18 protein-coding genes, 40 tRNA genes and 1 other RNA gene are annotated in these 19,955 nt (G+C 63.7%); 5 read left to right on the plus strand and 54 right to left on the minus strand.

Features of this window, described 5'->3' with window-relative positions:
- Positions 1-13 precede the first annotated feature (13 nt).
- From IDT60_RS22405 to IDT60_RS22420, 4 genes are all read right to left on the minus strand, one after another.
- Positions 14-96: transfer RNA gene (locus IDT60_RS22405), tRNA-Cys, on the minus strand.
- Between the two features lie 39 nt (positions 97-135).
- Positions 136-526, minus strand: a transfer-messenger RNA (tmRNA) gene (gene ssrA, locus IDT60_RS22410).
- Positions 527-557: 31 nt separating this feature from the next.
- Positions 558-644: transfer RNA gene (locus tag IDT60_RS22415), tRNA-OTHER, on the minus strand.
- Between the two features lie 71 nt (positions 645-715).
- Positions 716-1,414, minus strand: a complete 699-nt coding sequence (locus tag IDT60_RS22420) for a hypothetical protein (RefSeq protein WP_191082199.1) — start codon at positions 1,412-1,414, stop codon at positions 716-718.
- A 126-nt stretch (positions 1,415-1,540) separates the two neighbouring features.
- On the opposite strand from IDT60_RS22420, the gene IDT60_RS22425 reads away from it, so the two are divergent.
- Positions 1,541-1,894: a hypothetical protein gene (locus IDT60_RS22425; protein ID WP_191082200.1), complete on the plus strand. Its 354-nt coding sequence runs from the start codon at positions 1,541-1,543 to the stop codon at positions 1,892-1,894.
- A 16-nt stretch (positions 1,895-1,910) separates the two neighbouring features.
- Here IDT60_RS22425 and IDT60_RS22430 read toward each other — a convergent pair whose 3' ends face one another.
- The 6 genes from IDT60_RS22430 to IDT60_RS22455 all read right to left on the minus strand — a co-directional run bounded on the left by IDT60_RS22430 (position 1,911) and on the right by IDT60_RS22455 (position 5,961).
- Entirely contained in the window at positions 1,911-3,374 is a 1,464-nt protein-coding gene (locus IDT60_RS22430) for a glycosyl hydrolase (RefSeq protein WP_191082201.1), read from the minus strand.
- A 185-nt stretch (positions 3,375-3,559) separates the two neighbouring features.
- On the minus strand, positions 3,560-4,162 hold the full coding sequence (locus tag IDT60_RS22435) for a hypothetical protein (RefSeq protein WP_191082202.1): 603 nt from the start codon (positions 4,160-4,162) through the stop codon (positions 3,560-3,562).
- Between the two features lie 230 nt (positions 4,163-4,392).
- Entirely contained in the window at positions 4,393-5,475 is a 1,083-nt protein-coding gene (locus tag IDT60_RS22440; RefSeq protein WP_223884040.1) for a hypothetical protein, read from the minus strand.
- Positions 5,476-5,559: 84 nt separating this feature from the next.
- Positions 5,560-5,636, minus strand: a tRNA-Thr gene (locus IDT60_RS22445).
- A 66-nt stretch (positions 5,637-5,702) separates the two neighbouring features.
- Positions 5,703-5,775 (minus strand) — tRNA-Val (locus IDT60_RS22450).
- Positions 5,776-5,888: 113 nt separating this feature from the next.
- Positions 5,889-5,961, minus strand: a tRNA-Val gene (locus IDT60_RS22455).
- A gap of 226 nt (positions 5,962-6,187) precedes the next feature.
- Here IDT60_RS22455 and IDT60_RS22460 point away from each other — a divergent pair.
- Complete coding sequence (locus tag IDT60_RS22460) at positions 6,188-6,475, plus strand: hypothetical protein (RefSeq protein ID WP_191082203.1); 288 nt, start codon at positions 6,188-6,190, stop codon at positions 6,473-6,475.
- A 22-nt stretch (positions 6,476-6,497) separates the two neighbouring features.
- Here the strand turns inward: IDT60_RS22460 and IDT60_RS22465 are convergent.
- Positions 6,498-6,571 (minus strand) — tRNA-Leu (locus IDT60_RS22465).
- 43 nt (positions 6,572-6,614) lie between these two features.
- On the opposite strand from IDT60_RS22465, the gene IDT60_RS22470 reads away from it, so the two are divergent.
- A complete protein-coding gene (locus IDT60_RS22470; protein WP_191082204.1) occupies positions 6,615-7,022 on the plus strand; it encodes a hypothetical protein in 408 nt (135 codons plus the stop codon).
- A gap of 2 nt (positions 7,023-7,024) precedes the next feature.
- On the opposite strand, the gene IDT60_RS22475 is transcribed toward IDT60_RS22470, so the two are convergent.
- The 11 genes from IDT60_RS22475 to IDT60_RS22525 all read right to left on the minus strand — a co-directional run bounded on the left by IDT60_RS22475 (position 7,025) and on the right by IDT60_RS22525 (position 8,173).
- Positions 7,025-7,101 (minus strand) — tRNA-Met (locus tag IDT60_RS22475).
- Positions 7,102-7,113: 12 nt separating this feature from the next.
- Positions 7,114-7,187, minus strand: a tRNA-Arg gene (locus IDT60_RS22480).
- Positions 7,188-7,198: 11 nt separating this feature from the next.
- A tRNA-Glu gene (locus tag IDT60_RS22485) sits at positions 7,199-7,271 on the minus strand.
- Between the two features lie 28 nt (positions 7,272-7,299).
- Positions 7,300-7,372 (minus strand) — tRNA-Glu (locus IDT60_RS22490).
- 13 nt (positions 7,373-7,385) lie between these two features.
- A tRNA-Arg gene (locus IDT60_RS22495) sits at positions 7,386-7,458 on the minus strand.
- 10 nt (positions 7,459-7,468) lie between these two features.
- Positions 7,469-7,541, minus strand: a tRNA-His gene (locus tag IDT60_RS22500).
- Positions 7,542-7,581: 40 nt separating this feature from the next.
- A tRNA-Thr gene (locus tag IDT60_RS22505) sits at positions 7,582-7,653 on the minus strand.
- A gap of 12 nt (positions 7,654-7,665) precedes the next feature.
- Positions 7,666-7,738: transfer RNA gene (locus IDT60_RS22510), tRNA-Arg, on the minus strand.
- Between the two features lie 24 nt (positions 7,739-7,762).
- Positions 7,763-7,836: transfer RNA gene (locus IDT60_RS22515), tRNA-Gly, on the minus strand.
- 13 nt (positions 7,837-7,849) lie between these two features.
- Positions 7,850-7,921 (minus strand) — tRNA-Gly (locus IDT60_RS22520).
- Positions 7,922-8,100: 179 nt separating this feature from the next.
- Positions 8,101-8,173 (minus strand) — tRNA-Phe (locus tag IDT60_RS22525).
- A gap of 73 nt (positions 8,174-8,246) precedes the next feature.
- Between IDT60_RS22525 and IDT60_RS22530 the strand changes: the two genes are divergently transcribed.
- Positions 8,247-8,399 (plus strand): hypothetical protein, encoded by a 153-nt coding sequence (locus tag IDT60_RS22530; protein WP_012622951.1) that lies wholly within the window; start codon positions 8,247-8,249, stop codon positions 8,397-8,399.
- Between the two features lie 17 nt (positions 8,400-8,416).
- Here the strand turns inward: IDT60_RS22530 and IDT60_RS22535 are convergent.
- From IDT60_RS22535 to IDT60_RS22675, 29 genes are all read right to left on the minus strand, one after another.
- Positions 8,417-8,490 (minus strand) — tRNA-Pro (locus IDT60_RS22535).
- A 34-nt stretch (positions 8,491-8,524) separates the two neighbouring features.
- Positions 8,525-8,686, minus strand: a complete 162-nt coding sequence (locus IDT60_RS22540) for a DUF4236 domain-containing protein (protein WP_191082205.1) — start codon at positions 8,684-8,686, stop codon at positions 8,525-8,527.
- A 47-nt stretch (positions 8,687-8,733) separates the two neighbouring features.
- Positions 8,734-8,820: transfer RNA gene (locus tag IDT60_RS22545), tRNA-Ser, on the minus strand.
- A 31-nt stretch (positions 8,821-8,851) separates the two neighbouring features.
- Positions 8,852-8,940 (minus strand) — tRNA-Ser (locus tag IDT60_RS22550).
- Positions 8,941-8,954: 14 nt separating this feature from the next.
- Positions 8,955-9,028 (minus strand) — tRNA-Pro (locus IDT60_RS22555).
- 13 nt (positions 9,029-9,041) lie between these two features.
- Positions 9,042-9,114, minus strand: a tRNA-Thr gene (locus tag IDT60_RS22560).
- Positions 9,115-9,142: 28 nt separating this feature from the next.
- A tRNA-Asp gene (locus tag IDT60_RS22565) sits at positions 9,143-9,217 on the minus strand.
- A gap of 46 nt (positions 9,218-9,263) precedes the next feature.
- Positions 9,264-9,338 (minus strand) — tRNA-Gln (locus IDT60_RS22570).
- Between the two features lie 49 nt (positions 9,339-9,387).
- Positions 9,388-9,460, minus strand: a tRNA-Asn gene (locus IDT60_RS22575).
- A gap of 21 nt (positions 9,461-9,481) precedes the next feature.
- Positions 9,482-9,555: transfer RNA gene (locus IDT60_RS22580), tRNA-Ile, on the minus strand.
- Positions 9,556-9,733: 178 nt separating this feature from the next.
- Positions 9,734-9,805, minus strand: a tRNA-Lys gene (locus IDT60_RS22585).
- 30 nt (positions 9,806-9,835) lie between these two features.
- Positions 9,836-9,908 (minus strand) — tRNA-Lys (locus IDT60_RS22590).
- Positions 9,899-10,438, minus strand: a complete 540-nt coding sequence (locus IDT60_RS22595; protein WP_191082206.1) for an HAD domain-containing protein — start codon at positions 10,436-10,438, stop codon at positions 9,899-9,901. The genes IDT60_RS22590 and IDT60_RS22595 overlap by 10 nt, the downstream gene beginning before the upstream one ends.
- A gap of 106 nt (positions 10,439-10,544) precedes the next feature.
- Positions 10,545-10,617 (minus strand) — tRNA-Ala (locus IDT60_RS22600).
- A 49-nt stretch (positions 10,618-10,666) separates the two neighbouring features.
- A tRNA-Ala gene (locus IDT60_RS22605) sits at positions 10,667-10,739 on the minus strand.
- 83 nt (positions 10,740-10,822) lie between these two features.
- Positions 10,823-10,911 (minus strand) — tRNA-Ser (locus IDT60_RS22610).
- Positions 10,912-10,925: 14 nt separating this feature from the next.
- Positions 10,926-11,016 (minus strand) — tRNA-Ser (locus tag IDT60_RS22615).
- Between the two features lie 21 nt (positions 11,017-11,037).
- A tRNA-Leu gene (locus IDT60_RS22620) sits at positions 11,038-11,120 on the minus strand.
- 181 nt (positions 11,121-11,301) lie between these two features.
- A tRNA-Leu gene (locus tag IDT60_RS22625) sits at positions 11,302-11,385 on the minus strand.
- Between the two features lies 1 nt (position 11,386).
- Positions 11,387-11,460 (minus strand) — tRNA-Met (locus IDT60_RS22630).
- 3 nt (positions 11,461-11,463) lie between these two features.
- Positions 11,464-11,548, minus strand: a tRNA-Tyr gene (locus IDT60_RS22635).
- A 181-nt stretch (positions 11,549-11,729) separates the two neighbouring features.
- Positions 11,730-11,802: transfer RNA gene (locus IDT60_RS22640), tRNA-Trp, on the minus strand.
- 483 nt (positions 11,803-12,285) lie between these two features.
- Positions 12,286-12,357: transfer RNA gene (locus tag IDT60_RS22645), tRNA-OTHER, on the minus strand.
- 344 nt (positions 12,358-12,701) lie between these two features.
- Positions 12,702-12,775 (minus strand) — tRNA-Asp (locus tag IDT60_RS22650).
- Positions 12,776-13,005: 230 nt separating this feature from the next.
- A tRNA-Phe gene (locus IDT60_RS22655) sits at positions 13,006-13,082 on the minus strand.
- 210 nt (positions 13,083-13,292) lie between these two features.
- Positions 13,293-13,994 (minus strand): hypothetical protein, encoded by a 702-nt coding sequence (locus tag IDT60_RS22660; protein ID WP_191082207.1) that lies wholly within the window; start codon positions 13,992-13,994, stop codon positions 13,293-13,295.
- 45 nt (positions 13,995-14,039) lie between these two features.
- Positions 14,040-14,516 (minus strand): hypothetical protein, encoded by a 477-nt coding sequence (locus tag IDT60_RS22665; protein WP_191082208.1) that lies wholly within the window; start codon positions 14,514-14,516, stop codon positions 14,040-14,042.
- 69 nt (positions 14,517-14,585) lie between these two features.
- Positions 14,586-15,536, minus strand: coding sequence for a hypothetical protein (locus tag IDT60_RS22670; RefSeq protein WP_191082209.1), 951 nt, complete (start codon positions 15,534-15,536; stop codon positions 14,586-14,588).
- Positions 15,533-16,063 (minus strand): hypothetical protein, encoded by a 531-nt coding sequence (locus IDT60_RS22675; RefSeq protein WP_191082210.1) that lies wholly within the window; start codon positions 16,061-16,063, stop codon positions 15,533-15,535. Before IDT60_RS22675 ends, IDT60_RS22670 begins: the two co-directional genes overlap by 4 nt.
- A gap of 59 nt (positions 16,064-16,122) precedes the next feature.
- Here IDT60_RS22675 and IDT60_RS22680 point away from each other — a divergent pair, with 59 nt between their 5' ends.
- The gene (locus IDT60_RS22680; RefSeq protein WP_191082211.1) at positions 16,123-16,653 is read left to right on the plus strand and encodes a hypothetical protein; all 531 of its coding nucleotides are present in this window, start codon (positions 16,123-16,125) and stop codon (positions 16,651-16,653) included.
- Positions 16,654-16,718: 65 nt separating this feature from the next.
- On the opposite strand, the gene IDT60_RS22685 is transcribed toward IDT60_RS22680, so the two are convergent.
- From IDT60_RS22685 to IDT60_RS22695, 3 genes are all read right to left on the minus strand, one after another.
- Positions 16,719-17,345 carry a hypothetical protein gene (locus tag IDT60_RS22685; protein ID WP_191082212.1) on the minus strand — a complete coding sequence of 209 codons (627 nt, stop codon included), beginning with the start codon at positions 17,343-17,345 and terminating at the stop codon, positions 16,719-16,721.
- Between the two features lie 75 nt (positions 17,346-17,420).
- Complete coding sequence (locus tag IDT60_RS22690) at positions 17,421-19,325, minus strand: glycosyl hydrolase family 28-related protein (RefSeq protein WP_191082213.1); 1,905 nt, start codon at positions 19,323-19,325, stop codon at positions 17,421-17,423.
- Positions 19,322-19,936 (minus strand): hypothetical protein, encoded by a 615-nt coding sequence (locus tag IDT60_RS22695; protein ID WP_191082214.1) that lies wholly within the window; start codon positions 19,934-19,936, stop codon positions 19,322-19,324. Before IDT60_RS22695 ends, IDT60_RS22690 begins: the two co-directional genes overlap by 4 nt.
- Between the last annotated feature and the right edge of the window lie 19 nt (positions 19,937-19,955).

Below are 19,955 nucleotides of genomic sequence, written 5' to 3' on the forward strand. Positions count from 1 at the left end.
GCACCCAGCATCGAAGCGTTGACGGGACTTGAACCCGCAATTGCCCGAAGGCGCAGTTTTGCAGACTGCCGGCTCTACCAATTCGCCCACAACGCCATGTGAAAGCCGGGACGCCCCTTGGGACACCCCGGTCATTCGTGGAGGTGGAGGGGATCGAACCCTCGTGTACCCCCTGCTTCCGAACTCTTCTACGGGTGTAGTCCACCTTGGTGCTTATCGACCCGGCCGGTCCATGGCGGACAACGGACCGTCCCGGTCTAGCTGCTGGTACGGATGCCGGCGCGCAGCGCTGCCGTCATCCAGGTCTCCTTTGGCTGATGCCTAAACCGCGGCCGAGAACCAGCTGCCTGATGCGGTTTGAGACAGACCCCGGTTTGGTCTCCGGCCGGCTAAGCGGCGAGAGCGAGGTCAGAGCGAGTTGCGTTGGCATCTCTTGGTTGCCCGGACTGTTTAGCCAGATGACCGTGCGTTTCTGGACCCGCTTCTTTTCGGAATGATCAGGTGGTATCGAAACCAAATCACCCCCGTTGGTAGGGCCGCCGAAGCGGCTTTTCCCGTGGGGCCCGGTGGACTCGAACCTACCGACACAGTCAGCTAAAGGGCGCCCTCGCTGACCGTTGCTCTGCCATCTGAGCTAGAGCCCCCAAACGCCGGACCCTTGGGGTGCCCGACGAAGCTTATGTGTGCGGCGGCTCCCGGAACTCTCACCGCCTGATCAAAGACTTTCCTTTGGTGCCAACACGTACTTCTCCGTGCCGTCGCCTTCCAGCGTCTGCAGCGTCGTCGTGGTGATGCTGCGGATGCCGTCGGCAGTGACGATCCGCTGGTGGCTGACCAGGGCGCCGAGCTCTTCGCCTTCCTCGGTGAAGACTGCCCGGCCAACATGCTGGGCTCCAAAACTCAGTGCAAGCATGGGGCGGACCGGGAAGGTGAACTTCTTGCGCTGGTGGTCCAGGCCGGGGGCGCATACCTGGCAGGTGACGTAGCTGTTCAGTGCCTCGACTTCCTGGCGTGAGAGCACGTGGGGCATCCGGTAGACCATGCCGAGGTCAGCCGGCCGGAGGGTTTCGTAGCCTTGCAGCACCATGTCCCAGGCCTCTGTCCGGTCCACCGTGTGCCGGACGTGCCAGCAGCCTGGCCGGTGGACCCGGCGGGCGCCGCTGGCGGTGATCACGAAGACGTCCTCGCCGGACCGAAGCCGCGAGTCCACTGCTTCCTGCTCCCGCTTGATCTGGGCCCTGATTTCCTCCAGCGACGGCTTGGGCTGGGAGTAGTCCGACGCCGGCCAGTAAGGGTCATCCATCGGCGTCCGTTCGGGAACCAGACCGGAACCGCGGCCGGCTGCAATCTCATCGATCAGGCTGACCAGCTCGTCGGTGCTCAGCCGCTCCGGGCCATCGTTGTGCTCGGCCATGGCCGTCCTTCTCTCGTGTCCGCTTCTCGACGCCCATCATCTCAACAGCGGGCAAATCGGACGGCCACACCGCGGCTTCAGCGCGTCTGTCACTGAAGACGCAGCCCGTGGCGATAACGTCGTCGCATGAGCTCGTTCAGGATCCCTGCCGACAAGAAGATCGACCCGTCCAAGCTGGACGCCTGGATCCACATGAACTCCGTCATCAACGCCAACCCCTCTCCCGGGCTACCCTTCATCTACGTCCAGGACCTGGATGAGGGCTTGCCCCCGGGCCCTGTCGACCCGGTGGCTCTCCAGGAGCTCATCGACTCGGCGACAGTCAGGGATGGTGATCCGGCGGAAGGACGCCCCTACGTTTACCTGGACGATCTGATGATGGGTTTCGGCGGCAGCCGACTCGAACCCGATGAGGTCATCCGGGCAGCAGCCATGGAGCGGCTCCGGCAGGAAGAGATCCGCCGGCAGCAGCGGCAGTAGCGCCGCTGCTGCGTCGTCAGCGGGCTGCCAGGGCGTTTTTCATGGCTGTGTAGTTTTCTGGCTTGTTGTCCAGACGCCATGGGGCTTCTTTGTTGATGTTGAACCAGTTGAAGGCAACGACGCGGATCGCCTTACCGTCACCCCAGTGGTTGAGGTAGTAGACAAGGTCAGCGATCCATACGGCTTTGCTGTTGGCGCCCTCGGACTCGGCCGACGATGTCTCGGTCACCATGATGTTCTTATCGGGTGCCACGTACTGCAGGGCGCCAAGGCCCGATCCGAAGAGGTCCCAGGGGCGTGTCCACGTGGACCAGCCCTGTGTGGTGCCCCAGTTGAACGCGTCCAGTCCGGTGTAGTCGACGTAGGCGGATCCCGGGTACAGGCCGGCCAGTTTCGTCGTGGTGGAGCTGGGTACATTCGGTGCCCAGACCCAGTCCATGTTGGCAACACCCCTGGTGGCGAACAGATCATGGACGTGTCTCCAGGCAAGCACGTAGTCCCCCGCCTGGTTGCCGTTGACCTGCTCGGACCACGGATACCAGTTTCCGTTCATCTCGTGGGCGAACCGGAGGAATATATGCGGGCTGCCCGCGGCCAGCAGCTGGTCCGCTACCGAATTCAGGTACGTGTCCTGCCCGCCGGCGGCGATGTTGCTCAGCTTGAAGTTTGGCTGGTTGGTTCCGCCGGGATTGGCGAACCAGGGCTCCAGCGTCACCATCGGGGTGACGCCCTTGCTGATGACCTTGTTCAGTGACGCCATGTCCAGCGGGGCACTGAAGTCCCTGTAGTACATGGCGATGGACGGATACTCGTTCACTTCACGGGCTACCTTGTCCAGGTCGTCAGTGCCGAACATCGCCTCTGCCACACCGAACCGCATTGGCTTGGCGCTTATGGGCGGGACGGGGAAGTACGAGGCCGCAGCAGCCCGGTTTCCCGGGGTGATGGTGGATCCGGTGAACGCCGCTTCCGATCCCGTCGTGACCAAAGCCAGGACCAGGACCACCGGAACTACTGCCCAGGATGCCACTTTGCTGAAGACACCCCGGCGGCTGTCCTCCCGCGGCCCGTCACCGGTCAGGACATCCTGGCCGGCACGCTTCGCAGCAGCTTCCCTGGCCCGGTCGTCACGGACGACGAGCATGGCAAGGACGGTCACCGCCACGAATAACGCCACGGGGACATATTGGCCGGTGCGAAGTGCCTGTACCGGCAAGCCTGCCGCCGGTACCCGTAGGACTTCGATGCCGCGGACGGCCTCTGGCGAAAGCGGTACCGGATCAGGCTGGGCGTTAGCATCGCCCTTCATGACCAGCCTGCCGTCGGGAAGGACCTGGGTGACCCGGTGGGTGTACAAGGTCCCCGGTTTCAGAGGGTTGTCGGCCAGGAGAACCATGCCCGTCTTGACCTGGTCCGCTACCTCGTGGCCCGAGAGGGGCTTTGCGGCGACAACGTCCCCTGTCTGGACGGTGGGCTCCATGGAGCCTGATGTCACTACCGTGACGTGCCACAGAAAGAATGACGGGAGCAACGCGCAGGCGGCAAGGCTCACGACCATGCCGAGGTAGAAGTGTGCCAGAACGGCGGCGGTTCCGCGCGCGAGAGCAGTCCACCGCCGCTCTGGCCGGGGCCGCCCGTGTTCCTCAGAGGCCCGCAGGTGTTTCACTAGCTGCGGTTGATCCAGCCGAAGTCCATGGACGCCGACCCGCTCTGCTGCGCATTCCCCGTGCTGGTGGGCAAGGAGACAGTGATCATGAACTGCTGCGCGCCGCCGTTTGCGGGCATTGGCTTGGTGATGGGGATGGCCGTCGCGGCGGAACCGTTGGTCGCGCCCAGCGCTGCCAGCGTGCCGTTGAAGACACTCTGCTCGGAGGTGAAGCCCGTGCAGGCAGTGGAGCCGTCCACGCCGCCGGAGCCCGTTGCTACCGTGACCTGCAGGTTCTCAGCCAGCTGGTTCACGTTGCTCTTTTGCGTGCCGTAGAACGACAGCGCTGTCTGAAGGGAGGCGTTCGAGGTCACGGTAATGCAGTGAGACTCGGTGTAGCCCGGGGCGATGTTGCTGGCCGTGAAGGCAGCAGTGGCTTTGCTTCCGGTGAGCGATACGCTGCCGGCAGTCCACGAGTTGCCTTGGTTCTCGTAGGACCCGGTGAAAGCCGCGGACGAGGCTCCCATGACGATCCCTGCCGTGAGCAGGGGGCCAAGGACAAGCGCCGAGGCTTTCAAAGTGGCCAGGGATATGCCCTTGCCAAGGATGGATGGCTTCTTCAATTTCGTCTTTCGGTTGTTGGGGAACAGGGCAGCGGCAAGCCCCTCCCAATGCCAAAGCATGAAGATGCCTGCCGCTGCCCCAGCGTCTTTCGGTGGGGTCCCCGAAGACGTACAAGGCTATGTGTGCGGCATAAATGCGAACTGTCGACGGCGCCCAACCTGGCAACTAAGGAGACCTCAAATGGCCTGCAGGCAATCCCCGCAGGCCACTTGAGGGACCTACGCCTCCCCTAAATGGTCAGCTTGTTGGAGCATCCCGAGGCGTCGCAGATTTCGTAGGTGGTCAAGCCGCTTCCCTTCACCCGGTACACGTAGCTGCCGGTGTTCAGGATGTTCTTGCTGACCCCGTTGACCTTCAGCTTCACCGTGGCTCCCTCGGCACCGGTCCACTGCAAGGTGCTGCTCGCCTTGCCGCCCTTGGTGACGGACGTTCCGGTCAGGCTGATGGGGCTTTCCGTGACGGTCGGCGCCGGCACTGCGGTGGTGCCGGACGGAGCAGTTGCGGTGCCGGCCGGAGTGAAGCTGAAGTCCTGCAGGGTGACGCTTTCAGGCTTGACGTGCGCTGCGTCCCCTCCGCCTCCGCCGGTTACCCAGAGGTTGAAGTGGATTTGCTCTTTGGCCGGGACGGGGACGGTTGATCCCTCCAGGACCGTGCGCTTCAGCAGGGAACCCGTGAATCCGGCGCCGTCGTACGTTTCGAAGGTCAGCTTGCCTGGCTCCCAGACCATCTTGTGGGTCGTGACGCTGCTGGCCGGCGCCAGGAAGTTCACCGTGTTGTTCCCCTGGCCGGCGGGCTTGCTGGCGTCGAACCAGTACCCGTGGCCCTGCTCCACCGGCCACGACTCTCCATAGGCTGCGCCGCCGCCCCATGCCGATGCCTCGCAGAGGTCGATCTCGTTGTATCCGGGGGTGGCGTTCGGGTCGTAGGTGAACAGGCAGCCCCAGACAACTTCCTTCTGGAGGGCGCTGACGTTCTTCTGGACCGTTGTGCTGTAGGTTCCGTACCCGAAGCCCTCGCGGGTCGACTGGAACTCTGCCGCGACCGGTGCTGAGCCTGTCGGGTTGGTGATAGACAGCTTCACGTAGCCGTTGGCGTCAGGGTTCGACACGTTGGCCGCGTCGAAATCCTTGTTGTAGTGCGGGGCCCCGTCCCAGAACCGCTTCTGCCAGTTGAAGCCCTTCCAGGAGAAGCTTCCTGCCGGCCCGGGGTTGGGGTCCATCGGGGTGGTGTCCGCTGCCACGGCTGCGCTGACCGAGGTCAGCATGAGCACGCCGGTGATGGCTGCAGCGGAGAGGTGTTTCAGTGCGCGCAAGGGTCATTCCTTCGATCTGTGCCTGCCATCGCGGGCCTCGAAGGCGTACATGCGTAGACTTTTCGGCCTGTGAACCCGCCGAGATGGAGCCCCCTGCCGGATTCGAACCGGCGACCCTCGTATTACAAGTACGATGCTCTGGCCATCTGAGCTAAGGGGGCGCAGACACCCGTGGCGTCCGGGGCCAGCCGCTAACTGGCTGCGACCCTGGACAACTTCGGTGCAAGTGCTTGCGCAGGGACTCGAACCCCGGACAACCCGCATGTCGAGCGGGCGCTCTACCAACTGAGCTACACAAGCATGGAGGACCCACAGCCGCTGCGTGACCGTGGATCCTCCCGCCGTGTCGTGGCGTTACCCCGTCCGCAATTTTCGGCACTGCCCGTTGCCGGGGCCTAGGTTTACGGATTCCGTGCCTGCACAGGGACTTGAACCCCGGACTTCCTCCATGTGAAAGAGGCGCTCTACCAACTGAGCTATACAAGCGCAGACCTGCGTTTTATCCCGCCGGCGTTGACCGGCCGGGCCGCCAGCGGGACTTGGACCACCAGCCCCATGCGGGCTCTAAGACTGCGCGCAGGCCTGCGCAGCGGTATCCAACTTCTTCAATGTGTGCGGCATTGCCGCATTCCCTCACCGTTGAACGGCCGATGTAGGCTCTACCCGGCGCTGCCCTGGAGTGGGCCAGGCCCTCAAGGAATGAGGAAGCGATATGGGCTTGTGGGACAAGCTGAGGCAGATCAAAGTGAACCGGGCCGGCGTTAGTCACGACCAGGACGTAGAAGGTGCCGATACCTCTGATCCGATGGAGGGCTACACGGAGATCGTCGCCAGCGAGATCGTCGATGAGAAAACCTGTGGGCGCTGTGCCGGCAACGACGAGCACGAGTACACCTCCATGGCCGAAGCCAGGGACGACTACCCGGACGGAGGCTACCGGCACTGCGAAAACCCGTCGGGTTGTCGAGGGACGTTGGTGCTGATGAAGGACGGCAACTGAACCTCTCCCCCCGATCCTTAAGTGCCCGCCCCCGGACTCGAACCGGGAACACCCGCATTTTGGGTGCGGTGCCTCTGCCGATTGGGCCAGGCGGGCCGGAGGTGCTTTATGGTTCATAGAGAACAAATTGGGGGATCGAATGAAGAACGCTGCGCGCATGAAGACACTCGCCGTCCTTGCTGTCATCGCCACCCTGGTGGGCGGCTGCTCCAGGGAACCAAGCAGGGTTGATATGGACATTCCCAGCGGCGGGGCAGCACTACAGGCATGGGCGGACAAGGCCGCTGAGGACAACGGAGTCAAGGGCGACTACAGCGCATCCTCCATGGCCCCGACAATCTGCCAAGACCTCATCCCGAAAAACGAAGACCTCACTCAGGTTGCGATCGAACTGGGGAAATGGCGAAGTGTGAGGGTCTGGGATACCAGCGTCCTCCTGGCCATATCCATCTACGGCTACTGTCCGCAATACAAGTCCCGGTGGGAAAGCAACCCTACATTCAAAAACTCGAAGGTCAGAGGGGTTACCCCGATCTTCGTGAAGTGACCTGGTACCTGTAACTGGACTCGAACCAGCGACCTAAGAATTATGAGTTCTTCGCTCTGACCAACTGAGCTATACAGGCAGGCAAATCGAGTGCGCCCAGAGAGACTCGAACTCCCGGCCTCCGGTTCCGTAGACCGGCGCTCTATCCAACTGAGCTATGGGCGCGTGGTACTGGGTGACCCCAACGGGATTCGAACCCGTGGTTCCGCCGTGAGAGGGCGGTGTCGTAGGCCGCTAGACCATGGGGCCAGGTAATACTGCTGGACTGTTTCGTGTGTACCCCCAACGGGATTCGAACCCGTGCTGCCGACGTGAAAGGCCGGAGTCCTGGGCCACTAGACGATGGGGGCCAGGTGATGATTGTGCCCGCGAAAGGATTCGAACCTTCGACCTCCTGCTCCGGAGGCAGGCGCTCTATCCCCTGAGCTACGCGGGCGTGTAACCGGGGTGAGTGACGGGGTTCGAACCCGCGACCTCCTGGACCACAACCAGGCGCTCTGCCAACTGAGCTACACCCACCATGCTGCGCACACTGCACTTTTTGTGCGGCGGCGCATCGAGCCCGATGCCGGAATCGAACCGGCGACCTCGTTCTTACCAAGAACGTGCTCTGCCACTGAGCCAATCGGGCGGGTCCTGCAAGTGCCCCCGGCGGGATTCAAACCCGCGACACGCGGATTAGAAGGCCGCTGCTCTATTCGCTGAGCTACGGAGGCGCGACGGCGCACGGGGCGTCTTCGAGCGGGAGACGGGATTCGAACCCGCGACGTTCACTTTGGAAGAGTGACGCTCTGGCCATCTGAGCTACTCCCGCATTTGGTACTTCGAGCTGGCGACGGGCCTCGAACCCGCGACGGCAGACTGGCAGACTGCTGTGTTTCCTTCTACACCACGCCGGCAATACAGGGTTAGGGCCTTAGCGGGGCCCGACACCTGCCCGGACTCTCGTGCCCGTGGACGACCGCATGCCTTGGCAGGTTTTCCCTCATCGGTATTGGGACGCCGTTTATTCGCACCGGCGCAGCACGACCGCTGTTTCGACTCATCGCGGCGAACAAGAAGGGACGCTACTCCCCCGTGGCTACTCCCAGGATCGAACTGGGGACCTCACGATTTTCAGTCGTGCTCTCTACCAACTGAGCTAAGAAGCCGAAACCGGCGATGCCGGGTAATGCTGGCCGTTGAAGGCTAAGATCGATGGATTGTCGATTGATGGGGGCTGGAATGGTAAAGGCAGTAGGGACACTGATCGCCGCGATCTTTGTAGGGACGGCAGCGCACTTCCTGAAGGACGCCTGGGATGACGCCAAGGAACAGGCCGAGGAGGCCGCCAACCCGCGTGAACGGTGGACCGACAAGAACCGCTGGGAAGACTGACAACCCATTCCAATCCGTCGGGATGACAGGATTTGAACCTGCGACCCCCTGACCCCCAGTCAGGTGCGCTACCAAGCTGCGCTACATCCCGTTAGCCGTCACGGGGACCGTGCCGGCTTTGGCGCTTAGAGGCGCCAGGTAAGCCCCTTGCCCAGGCGGATGGTGATCCGGCCACGGCTGTTCACCGTCACCGGCCCTGCCTTCCGCGAGGCGGTGATCCCCGACTTGGAAACGTTCAGTCGGGTCTTCTTGCCGAGCTTGATGGTCTTGCGGAAACTGAGGCCCACGGGTCTGCCTTTCGGTAGCTGGTACTGCTGAGTGAACCTCATGTGTGCGGCGGGAAAGGGATTCGAACCCCTGGTCCGGTTGCCCGGACGGCTGTTTTCAAGGCAGCTGCGTTTGGCCGCTCCGCCACCCCGCCAATACCAGCCCGATCGGCTGGGTCCTGCAAGCGGCGGGAGGGAGATTTGAACTCCCGGCCCGGTTTCACCCGGGCAACTGTTTTCGAGGCAGTCACGTTAGGCCGCTCCGCCATCCCGCCATTTTTGTACTGCGTCGGGGTAACAGGATTTGAACCTGCGACCTCATCGTCCCGAACGACGCGCGCTACCAAACTGCGCCATACCCCGAGGTGTTGCGGCGAGCCCTCTGCCAGGATCGAACTGGCGACCTTCTGATTACGAAACAAACGCTCTACCAACTGAGCTAAGAGGGCCTGGTACTGGAGGAAGCACCGCTTCCCGCGGAATAGACGGGATTCGAACCCGCGGTCTCCCGCGTGACAGGCGGGTGCTCTAGGCCATCTGAGCCACTACTCCATTCCGGGCTCTTACCGGAGGACCGCCGAGGGTCCTGCTTGCTTCGCTGCGCCGCCTGGACTCGAACCAGGAACAACCCCGCTCCAGAGGCGGGTGGGTCTGCCAATTCCCCCACGGCGCACTATCCGGGCTCTTACCGTCCAGCCCCATCAGGGGCGAGCTTGCTTCCGCTCCGACACCTGGGCTCGAACCAGGGACACCTCGATTAACAGTCGAGTGCTCTGCCAACTGAGCTATGCCGGATCAAGCGGGCAATGCCCGCAGTGGCCCTAGCTGGACTTGAACCAGCGACCCCTTCGTTATCAGCGAAGTGCTCTAACCATCTGAGCTATAGGACCGTGTACGCCCCGCCGGCGGTGCATCCGGGTCAGGGTACGAGCCTGCCCGGCGCCGGCTGGGCGCCTCCGCTTTTGCCCCATGCACTGGGGCGGGGAGCGGATCCCACGTTTGGAGTGCAATACAACCTGCCAGCGATCCTCGAGGTACATCCCGCTTGGCGACTCGTACTGCACTTCGTGCCCCCGGAGAATTTCGAAATCCCGACCCGCGCATTAAGAGTGCGCTGCTCTACCTCTGAGCTACGGAAGCCTTCACCGTCTTTCCGGCTGTCATGATGCGTGGGCCCGGCGGGGCTCGAACCCGCGACATCTCGATTAAAAGTCGAAAGCTCTACCAGCTGAGCTACAGGCCCGTGTCCTGGACGATGAACGCCTCGATCTCGTCCAGGTGGTCCCTGGTGAGTCCGTGTTCGGTCCGTGGGCAGATCACCAGGACGGGGATGTCCAGCTCCTTTACCCAGGCCAGGGAGGCCGGGTCGAAGTTGATGTCGTCATCCAGCCAAACGATGCGATCCGGGCGGCTGCGGGCGACGTCCTCGCGGATCTTCGCCAGCTTCCACCAGTTCCAGTTGGCCAGGTCATCCTCGGCCACGCCCGGGATCATTTCCCAGTCGGTGCCGTTGAGTCCGATGGTCGGCGCCAACAGGGTTGGTGCGCCTTCCTCCCAGGCCGTCAGCCATTTGACGGTGACGTCGGGGTGTCCGGCGACCCGGTTCATTGCTTCGACCACGTCCTGTGACCAGTACCCGGGGAACGATCCAGGGATCGTCACGGGATGCCAGGGCCCCGTCCATCCCGTCTGCTCGGCAGGCGGGGCGGTGAAGCGGTGGTCGGACCAGGCAACGTAGATGCCGTCCGCGTCGGAGTACAAGGTGGTACCCATCGTGCTCCTCGGTGGTGGTGGTGGTTGGATGCCGGGCGGCTGGCGGTCGGCGTGCAGGCCCTTCTCAGGGTTGTTCCTGGACCCAACCGCTGCCCTGCCGCGGCCGTGGAGCTAAGGGGACTTGAACCCCTAACCTTCGCCTTGCAAAAGCGCTGCGCTACCAATTGCGCCATAGCCCCGAACTGGAGCCCGCCGTGAAGCGGGCTCCTCGGCCCCATTGGGACCTCGTGGAGATAAGGGGGTTCGAACCCCTGACCTCTTGCATGCCATGCAAGCGCGCTACCAGCTGCGCCATATCCCCATTCCCGGCCCAGCTCTCGCCGCCCGGTATTGGATTCGTCGTTCAGGAGCCTATGTGTACGGCGCCGTGAACAACTCTCTCCGCGGAGGGCACGGGGTTCGAACCCGTAAAACGGTGTCACCCGTCCTAGCCGATCAGCAGTCGGCCTGCTCCCCAACTTCGCTTACCCTCCATTGGTCCTGCTCGCGGAAGGGACGAGGTTCGAACTCGCACACGGACCAGGTCCGTCAACTGCGCTCCAGGCAGCGGCCGTCGCCATCAGTCGGCTGGCCCCTCCAATCACTCCCCTAGGGAGCAGTGCCCATCCCCGGATTTGAACCGGGACGTCCTTTCGGACACCTGCCTCTCAGACAGGCGCGTCTGCCGTTTCGCCAGACGGGCCGGGGCGCCAGGCGCTGAGCGGGCTCCCGGGCGGTGACTAGCCGCCGTTCTTCCGTTTCAGCCTTGTGGACAGTGCCACCTGGCGGAGGGTCTTTGTTTTACATCACCCCGTCACGCGACCCGCCGGTCAAGGCGCTGTCGGTCGTGTGCGGCGTTTGGGCCACCCATCCTATGGCCATCGTGCCCATCTCCGGGGTCGAACCGGAACGTCCCGAGGGACACCAGCTCCTGAGGCTGGCGCGTCTGCCATTTCCGCCAGACGGGCGTTGCAGAGGCGGGATTTGAACCCGCGACCTCCTGGGTATGAACCAGGCGAGCTGCCGAGCTGCTCTACTCTGCGGAGTGGGAGATGAGGGACTTGAACCCCCGGGGCCCGAAGGCACCTGGTTTACAGCCAGGGACGCTAGCCATCTACGCTCTAATCTCCCGAGAAATTCCCGGACCGGCCATTCAGGATAAACCTGCGCGCCGGCCCGGGAATTGTTTTTGAGCGCGGAGAAGTAGCATTACCGGAATTGGCGTTCCGGTAATTTCTCCGTCTCTTACTTCACGTTCACTATGGAATTCTCAATCAACAATTGCATCTCCGAAGAGTGCGGTTGTACTGCGCGGGGCGGACAGGGCTCGAACCTGCGGCCTGCGGTTTTGGAGACCGCTGCTCTACCAACTGAGCTACCTCCCCAGTTCCCGGCCGTCCCGGGTGGAGGCGGCTTTCGGGCAAAAGAAAGACCGCCTCGGGGCTGGACTTACCCGAAGCGGCCTGTGTACGACTCCCCTGGAGTCAGTGCTCAGTCAGCGCTTCGGTGCCTTTTCTCGTAACCCCATGCCTGGGTCAGGTGCTGTCCGGAGGCATTGGTATCTGCGAGAAGTGCCGATGGCTTGATGGTGGGCAGGACAAAGCTGCGGCCGCAAACGGCCTGCGTGCGGTTCATCGTAAATGAGCGCATTGTCCTGCCTTTCTGAAGTCTGGTGCAAAGCCCTCGTGGCCTTGCTCGAATGACATTACGTGATAGATGGGAATTCCGCATCTTTTCACAAGAACTTTTTTGGAAAACTTTTCAGCCGGTTGTTTTCGGCTGTGAAAGGGGCCTGAATCGGGTGAATCAGGTTCTCTCGGGCTTTCTTAATTGCATGTGTACGGCAACGTTGAAAAGCGTCACCATCGCTCCCGCGCCTGGAATCGAACCAGGGACCTCCCGGCCGGAGGACGGGCACTCTTCCAACTGAGCTTCTGGGGAACCGCCGGGCTTGCGCCGGGCAGTATTGGGCTCCCCGCGCCGTCTTGGGGTCGGCACAGGGATCCGGTTCGGCCGACTACCCCGTCACGGGTAGCCGGCCTTGCCGAAGTCGTCCACCACCGTCGTTCCGTCGCCCTGGGCTGCTCACGCGGTACCGGCGGCCGTGACGGGCCGTCCTACCGCTTGCAGCGTGTCGCTAGGGTGTCCGGTGAAGGACTGTCGTCGCCAAGAGGGAGGCTGTCCACGGGCTGTTAGCAGTGCGGAGATCAACCCGCACCCAACCCGCTTCGTCTGTTGAGACAACGGCATCACAGGCCGGTGAACGCCACCGCCTGGTGTTGCGCGGCTCTGACGGGACTTGAACCCGCGACCTCCGCCGTGACAGGGCGGCGCGCTAACCATCTGCGCTACAGAACCAATGGGTCGTAAGTTGGCCGGAATCGAACCGGCGTCTGACACCACCCGTCCGGCTGTCCCGGAGAGCTACTCCAGAACGCTGCCGTTCAGCGTGGTGCCCGCATTTGCCGCCTGGACGTACCTCGGGATGCCAGGGCGCTTGTGCTACAACCTACTAAGACGCGGCCGGGACCATCCGGCGTTGCCCTGTGGACTCCGGCAGGGAATGGTCGTCCCTGTCAGAGCTGTCCGCGGATCAGCAGGAGTCGAACCTGCGTCTGGGAGCGTTTCGGTCTCCCCGCTCTGTGCCACATTGAGCTATAACCCGGGGCCTCCGCCTGAACGGAAACCCTGCTGCCACCGCAATGCCACCCCGTTTGCCTGCAGTCCGGCCGGCATTGAATCCGGCATCCATGGGCGAGATCCCTGCTCTGCTTGAGCTACGAATCCGCAGGCCCGCGGGGTGACGCGGGGTACCAACAAACCACATGTGTACGGCGCCGGGAAACTCTCTCCCCGCGACAAAGGACTGTCAGTGTCAGGGCTTCTCGCCGGCCATCTCCTGGATGGTCTCGAAGATGCCCTCCACGTCGGGCACACCCATCCGGTGGCGCCAGTTCTCCCCGTAGGACGGGGTGCAGCAGATACCGTCCGGCAGGTGGCAGCCGCACTGGCGATCGTGCTGCTCCCGTGCCAGGTAGTCCTCGACCTCGGCGGCGGTGAACCCGCCCAGGACGGGGGCCGGCGGTGCGGGCGCGCTGAAGCGGTGGTCCAGGTTGACGACCAGCGCGCCCGTCTCGTCCTCGTAGCGGAAGCCTTCCGCCCCGTTGTAGAACAGGCTTTGCTGGACGGCATCGAGGTGGCTGCAGAGGTAGGACCCGTCGCCAGGGCTGGAGTAGATCCAGGATGTTCCCTCGCTCAGGACGTTCCCGTCCCGGTCCCGCACGGCCCTGGCGGTCATGCCGGAGGATGAGGTGAAGTCCAGTTCGAGCCCGGCGGCGTCGGGGAAGTCTTTGCGGACGATGGCCACCGCGGCATCGAGATGCATGCGGGACAGCTTCCGCTTGGCCTCCTCAACACGGGCGGTATCGGCCCTGATCGCGGCGTTCAGCTCCGCATGGGCCTCGGCATCGAACCGGGACTCCACGGTCAGCGAAAGCGCGGGTTCTGCATGGCTGGTCGCGGCGAACTGACCGCCTTCGGGGATGCCGGCGGGCTTGTGGGCTGGTTTATGCGTCATGACCTTCTGTGTGCGGCGCCTCTTCCCGGTCGCGCTGCCACGCGATCAGAGCAGCCGGTACGCAGACCGGGCCAGCTCAAGCATGTCCACTCCTTCGTCTTTGATGTGCGGGTACTTGAGGCCTCCGGGGTGGACGGACATCAACTCCTTGATCCTCGCGGCGGACACTTCCCGGGCACGGAACGGCTCGAAGGTGACCGGGTCAAGGGCCAGGAACAGCACGGCATCGAACCCGCCGCCCTCCAGCCCCCTGTACCTGCGAATGGACGGGTTGGTGCTAAAAGCCCGGGTCTTCACCTGGATCCGCAGTCCTGAGGCGTCAGCGACGTCGTAGCCCGGGGTACCCGGAGCTGCCCGCTCCACGTTGTACATGGCGGCAGCGAGGTACTCCCCAATATCGCCGGTAACGTTTCGTCCCCGAATGATTCCCCGCCTTCGCAGCTCCTCAAGGACCTCGTGGGGGACGCGCAGCAGGTCGTGGACGCTCAGGCCCGACAGCGCCGGCAGGATGGGTTCGCTCATGCACCAAGCTTCCCAGTCTGCGGGCCCCGTGGGTCGCGGACGCGTCAGTCCGGCACAGTCTCTTCCTATTCACCTCGCGGGAACGTACCGCGGCACCGGCTCCTTCCGGCTGTACTTCCAGGCCTGATGCCGGGTCACCCTGGCGTTAGGGCGGACCTCCTCGTGGCGATAGGGGTCCCATTGGAAGGGCTTGGCGATCTGCCTGGTGACACTGCCGTCCTCCGCGTATTCGATCAGCGCCGGCTTGCCGACCGGCGAATCGAGCAGGACGCCCTGGTAGCGGTAAACCTCCTTGCAGATGGTGCCGTTGTCCCGGTAGCGCCGCTCCGACGGATCCCCGTAATCGGAGTCCCAGCCGTAGCCGCCGAAGCGGCGGATCTCCGCCGTCAGGTTGCCCGCCGGGCCGTAGTGGTGTTCGCTGGGGGTGCCGTCGGGCAGGTCGGCAAGTTCTCCGAACGGGGCGAGCTGTTCGATGCGGGTGCCGTCGGTTCGGACCTCCACCCGGGCCGGGGTGCGGGGCGCCGGGTTCTGCAACCGGCCGTCGGCGTAGTAGCCGGTGATGACGTGGCCTTCGGCGCTGGTCTTCACGGAGGCGGGCTGGCCGTCCGGTGAGTCCTGCTGGACGGTGTGCCCATGGTGCGGCCGCCGGAAGCCGCGGACCAGTTCGGTCCGGCCCGAAGGCCAAGTCCGGCGTTCGGTCGGCTTGTCGCCGGAGCCGTCGTGCAGGATGCCATCGGTGTAGAACACTTCACGGGTGCAGCCTGCGGGGTCAGTCGAATAGTGGATGATCGCTGCTGTGCCGTCGGCGGCGTCGTTGGGGCGTCCGTTTTCCATCCGGACCTGCAGGACCAGGCTTCCGTCCTCATCTAGGCGGTCCGTGTAGCCGGCAGCCGCCGAGCCAAGGGCCGGCATGGTGTTGCGGGGCCGCGGGGCGATCGACAGCGAGACGCCGGGTTCTGCATGGTGGGCTGCTGCGAACTGGCCGCCGATGGGGATGCCCTCGGGCTGTCGGTTGATCATCGTTCCCGCCACCGCCGGTACTCGGCGTCAGAGGCGAAACCGTCCGGGGACTGCCTCGCGTCAGCAGCGGCTTCGGTGGCGCCACCTTCCATGTCCAGGATGGTGTCTGCGATCTCCTTCACCGCATCTTCGGGGCCGGTCCAGCTTTCCGGGTGCAGGTCCCTGGGCGTGGTGTCGGGGCCGTGGTCGTCATGGCGGGTGATGCGGGCCGTGCCGTCGACAGCCTTGATTGTGTAGGCGACGCCTTCATCGGCGCTGGGGTGGCGGGTGTAGATGTAAATGCCGCCGTCGTCATCGGGCTCCGACTCGAACTCCTGGTTGACCGTGCCTCCCGAGTACCAGTCCTTGCCTTTGATCCTGCCCTTGAGGCTGGCGTCGATGTCCGCCGCGAACTCCTCGCTGATCATGGATGAGAACCGGTCGTCGGCTGCCGGCTCCAGGGCGACGGCTGGTTCGGCATGGCTGGTGGCTGCGAATTGTCCGCCTTCGGGTGTGCCGGCGGGCTTGTGAACTGGTGTCTTCGTCATGCCCGTCTGTGTGCGGCGCCGTGAGTACATGGCGGAGCACCGCCGTACACATGGTGGGCATGAGCCGTATCCCGAAGAAGACGTGGATCATCCTGGCAGCGGTCGCCGCCGTGGTCCTCCTGGTCGTTGCCTTTGCCAGTTGCAGCGCTCCCCGCAAGGACGCAGGCGATGACGACTCCCCGGAGGTGTCTCAGGCGTCTGCGGTTGGCTGCTATCCGCCGCTGGCCTGCGGGCCGCACTACGCGGGCTACATCCCGCCGTACTACGCCCTCCACCCGTCGTTCCTGTACCTGAGCCCGTACCGTTCGCTGTACTCCCCTGTGCTCGTCGGCAAGAAGTACTCAGTGGCCCGCACCCCTGTAGGACGGGCCCCGGTGAGCAGGCACCCTGCGATGCCATACCCGGAGGGCTACAGGCCGGTCCCGGGCGATTTCCAGCCGCCGACCGCACCCAGGCCGACCGCGCCTGCTCAGACGGCACCCGATATGAAGCCACCGGCCCAGAAAGCACCTGAGGTGAAAGTCCCGGAGCAGAAGACTCCTGAGTCCAAGTCCAAGTCGAGTAAGTCAAGGACATACCGACGCAGATAGCTGCCGGCTCTCAGGGTGGTCAGACAAAACAGGCCCGCTCCCATGTTCGGGGCGGGCCTGCTCTGTTATCGCTCGTTGTAGCGTTCGCTGATGTCGTCCTGCAGCCGCTGGCGGAACAGCGGGTCGGAGAAGTCTGCATAGCCGGACATCCAGGAGGCGAAGTCCTCCGGATCGATGTGGCCTGGCACCGACTCGTGGTACTCGAAGCTGAGGTTGCCTTCCTGGTCCAGGGCTGCCGTGTCTTCGGGCAGAGCGCTGGCCGGCCGGGCGTAATCCCGTGTGCTGAGGCCCAGGTGCTCCTCGACCGCGGACAGGGCAGCTGAACGCGCTCCGCGGCGGGACCAGTCATCGAATTCGTAGAGCTCGGCAATGTTCGCCTCCTCCGGGAGCGTCACCGCCAGGGTGATCCGGCTTTTCGGGGTCGGCGCCGTGGCGGCCGGCTCCAGGAACAGCACAGCGGCCCGGGGCGCGTCGTGCCCGTGATTGGTGAGGGTGATCGTGTCGATTCCCTCCAGCCCGTGCGTTGCCGGGGTCAGCGTGCGGCTCTGCCCCGGCGCCAGAGTGGACAGATCGAGAGCTTCCTTCAGGGTCTGCGGCACCTCCAGTTCCGGGACCTTGTCGCTCTTGGTCATGGCGGCGAACTGCCCGCCGGCAGGGATGCCTTCGGGCTGGCGGTGGAGTGTAGTCGTCATGCCCCTGATGTGTGCGGCGGAGAACGTTTATGAACACCTCACCCTTCGTCCGCACGGGGTTACGGATCTATAGAGCTAGGCGGAGGGGAAATCTGCACGTGACTGCTCCACCCAGTAGGTGCCGTCGAAGCCCAGGGTGATTGAGTCCCTGGCCGCATCCAGGGTGAAGGGGGAGGTTGTTCGGATGTTTCCCGTCCCCGCTATCGCAACGTCCCGAGCGTTGGCAAAGGTTCGGAGGGTAATGATTTGACCCTTTGCCCCGCCGATGATTCGCGTCAGACTGTCACTCGGCGCCCGCGCTTCCGTGTCTACGACTACATACCTGGCCAAGGGAGTGACGGTGACTTCATCGGAAGAAATGACGCTGTAGACATATCCCGGATCGTCCCCGATTGAAGAGGCAAGGTCCGTTACCGAGACCGATGTTGCCCCGTCTATTCCCTTGTTGTGAGCGGCCGAAACACCGCTGGCGTTGATTATGAGCAGCGCGTAGCTGCCACCGGACCTGATCGCCGTGTTGCCTATGGCCGTGACGCCCCGTTCTGGTCCCCCAATGGCCGAGGCGCTTCCGATGACCACCCCGCTGCCACCGGTATCAGCTACCACATTGTGGGAGACGTTGATGTATTCATATCGGGCCTTGGTTCCACGGCCGCCCGATCTGACCTGTATGCCAGCCCCGCCGCTGCCGCAGACCTCATTGCCGGTCACGCTGATTCTTCCGGGCAGGTCCGATTCATTGTGCACGCTGATACCAGTGGACACAGCGCTGCTCACCTTGTTGCCCACGATGTGTCCGGAACGTGCTTCGAAGTTGATGCCCTGGCCGGAGGAGCTGAGGACAGCATTGTGCTCGATCCAGATGTCTTCAGCTGCTGTGTGGGTGTCGATTGCGTCACCGCCGCCCATTGAGCCGCCGAGCGCTCTGGAGGTGCTGCGCACTGTGTTGTGGCTGAAGAGGATCCGCCGTGGAATCCCGGGCCAGGCAGTTTCGTTGTTCGTCGTGAAGCCGTGGCGGACGTAGTCAATATCGTTGAACCGCGCCCCGCAGTCCTGTGAGGCATTGGCCACCGAGATCCCGTACCCCATGGTGCTATCGATGGCCCAGCTCAGCCTGCAGTGTTCCACCCATGCGTTAGTGCAGTCGGAGAAGTAGACATGCCGGCGGTCAACGTTCTCGATCTTCAACCCTGAAATGAGGACGTCCTTGCCCATGAGAACATCGATGCCGTACTGGCCCAGTGCCGGCGACCGAAGCCCACGGATAGTACCGGGGCCGAGGATGTTGATGTTGGAGACGGGCGTTATTTTCTGAACGTAGGCCGTGTCTGAGACAGCGTAGGAAGCGCCTGAGATAGGGGCTGCTGTTGAAATAACATCGCCGCTGACTGCCTGGGCAACGCAGAGTTCTCCGTACTTCGAGTCTGTGGAGAAGGCATCAAAGGAAGCCTCTGAAGCCAGCCGGAAGGTGTCGCCGGCGATGAGACCGTGGCCTGGAGCAGTGACCTCTGATGATCCTCGGTTTGAAGCCTCGGTCAGCACGGTCCTGCGTGCGTCCTGGATGCCACTGGCCTTGAAGACGGCGCCTTTGGTTGTGTGGAGTACTACGGCTCCGGCGTCAATGATCAGGGTCGTGTTGCTCGGGAGGGTGAGCTGGTTGACTTTGTAGGTCCCCGGGGTCAGGCGTACGACGCCGCCGGCTGAGGTGGTGATGGCTTCCTGGCAGGCTGCCGTATCGTCAGCCATTCCATCGCCCACGGCACCGAAATCCTTGACGGTGGTGGAAGCGCACGGAAAATCCCGGGTTGGATTCTCCGCCGTGGTTTCGGCGCGCGCCGCGGGTGCTGTTATTGCAGAAGTTCCGGTCAGCATTGTCGCAAGTGCCCCGACCTTCAGCAGCCAGCGACGTTCAACCGCGCCCCGGGGTTTGGGGTCCCCGAGCCTGTGCGCCGCGCTGATAGGCGGCGTGTTCGGACTCATGCAGTGAGCCCGGGGTGCCACGCGGCGGCTTCAGTGAGGTTGACGGGGCCTTCGTCGACGAAGCGGCTGAGCTGCCGGGAGCTGTATTCGCTCACCAGCTGCTGGGCGATGTTGCGGGCCTCTTCGTCGTCGAGCTCCTGGCCGTCGCTGTCTTTGACGGATTCGACGTAGATTGCCAGGTTTCCCTCGTCGTAGTCGCGGGCGAGGGTCATGGATGCTGCGTCCGGGTATTCGCTGCGAAGGCTGTAGGAGATGTTGCGCAGGTTTGCCCGGGCCGCCTTCTCCAGCAGGGCGTAGGCTTCGTTCTCCATCTTCTCGGCATACTCGTCGTTTTCGCGGCGCCATTTGCGTTCAAAGAGGCTGGTGCGGGCGGCCAGCCATTCGGCGCGGATTTTCTCGGCTTCGGCCTCATCCTCCGGTGAGGGGTCCGGTGACAGGAGAGGCTTCATGGCCGCTGAAGTTGCCCTGTCCAACTCGAAGATGTCATCGATACCGGCGAACCTGTTGGCAGGTGCGGCCAGGGCCGGGACGGCGTCGGAGTGGGCGGTCGCGGCGAAGGTCCCGTCGCCGGCGCGGGGGTGGAGGGCGGCGTTGAATGGTTGGTTGCTCATGTCCGTCTGTGTGCGGCGC

The sequence above is a fragment of the Pseudarthrobacter sp. BIM B-2242 genome, assembly GCF_014764445.1.
Classification (GTDB): Bacteria; Actinomycetota; Actinomycetes; order Actinomycetales; family Micrococcaceae; genus Arthrobacter; species Arthrobacter luteus_A.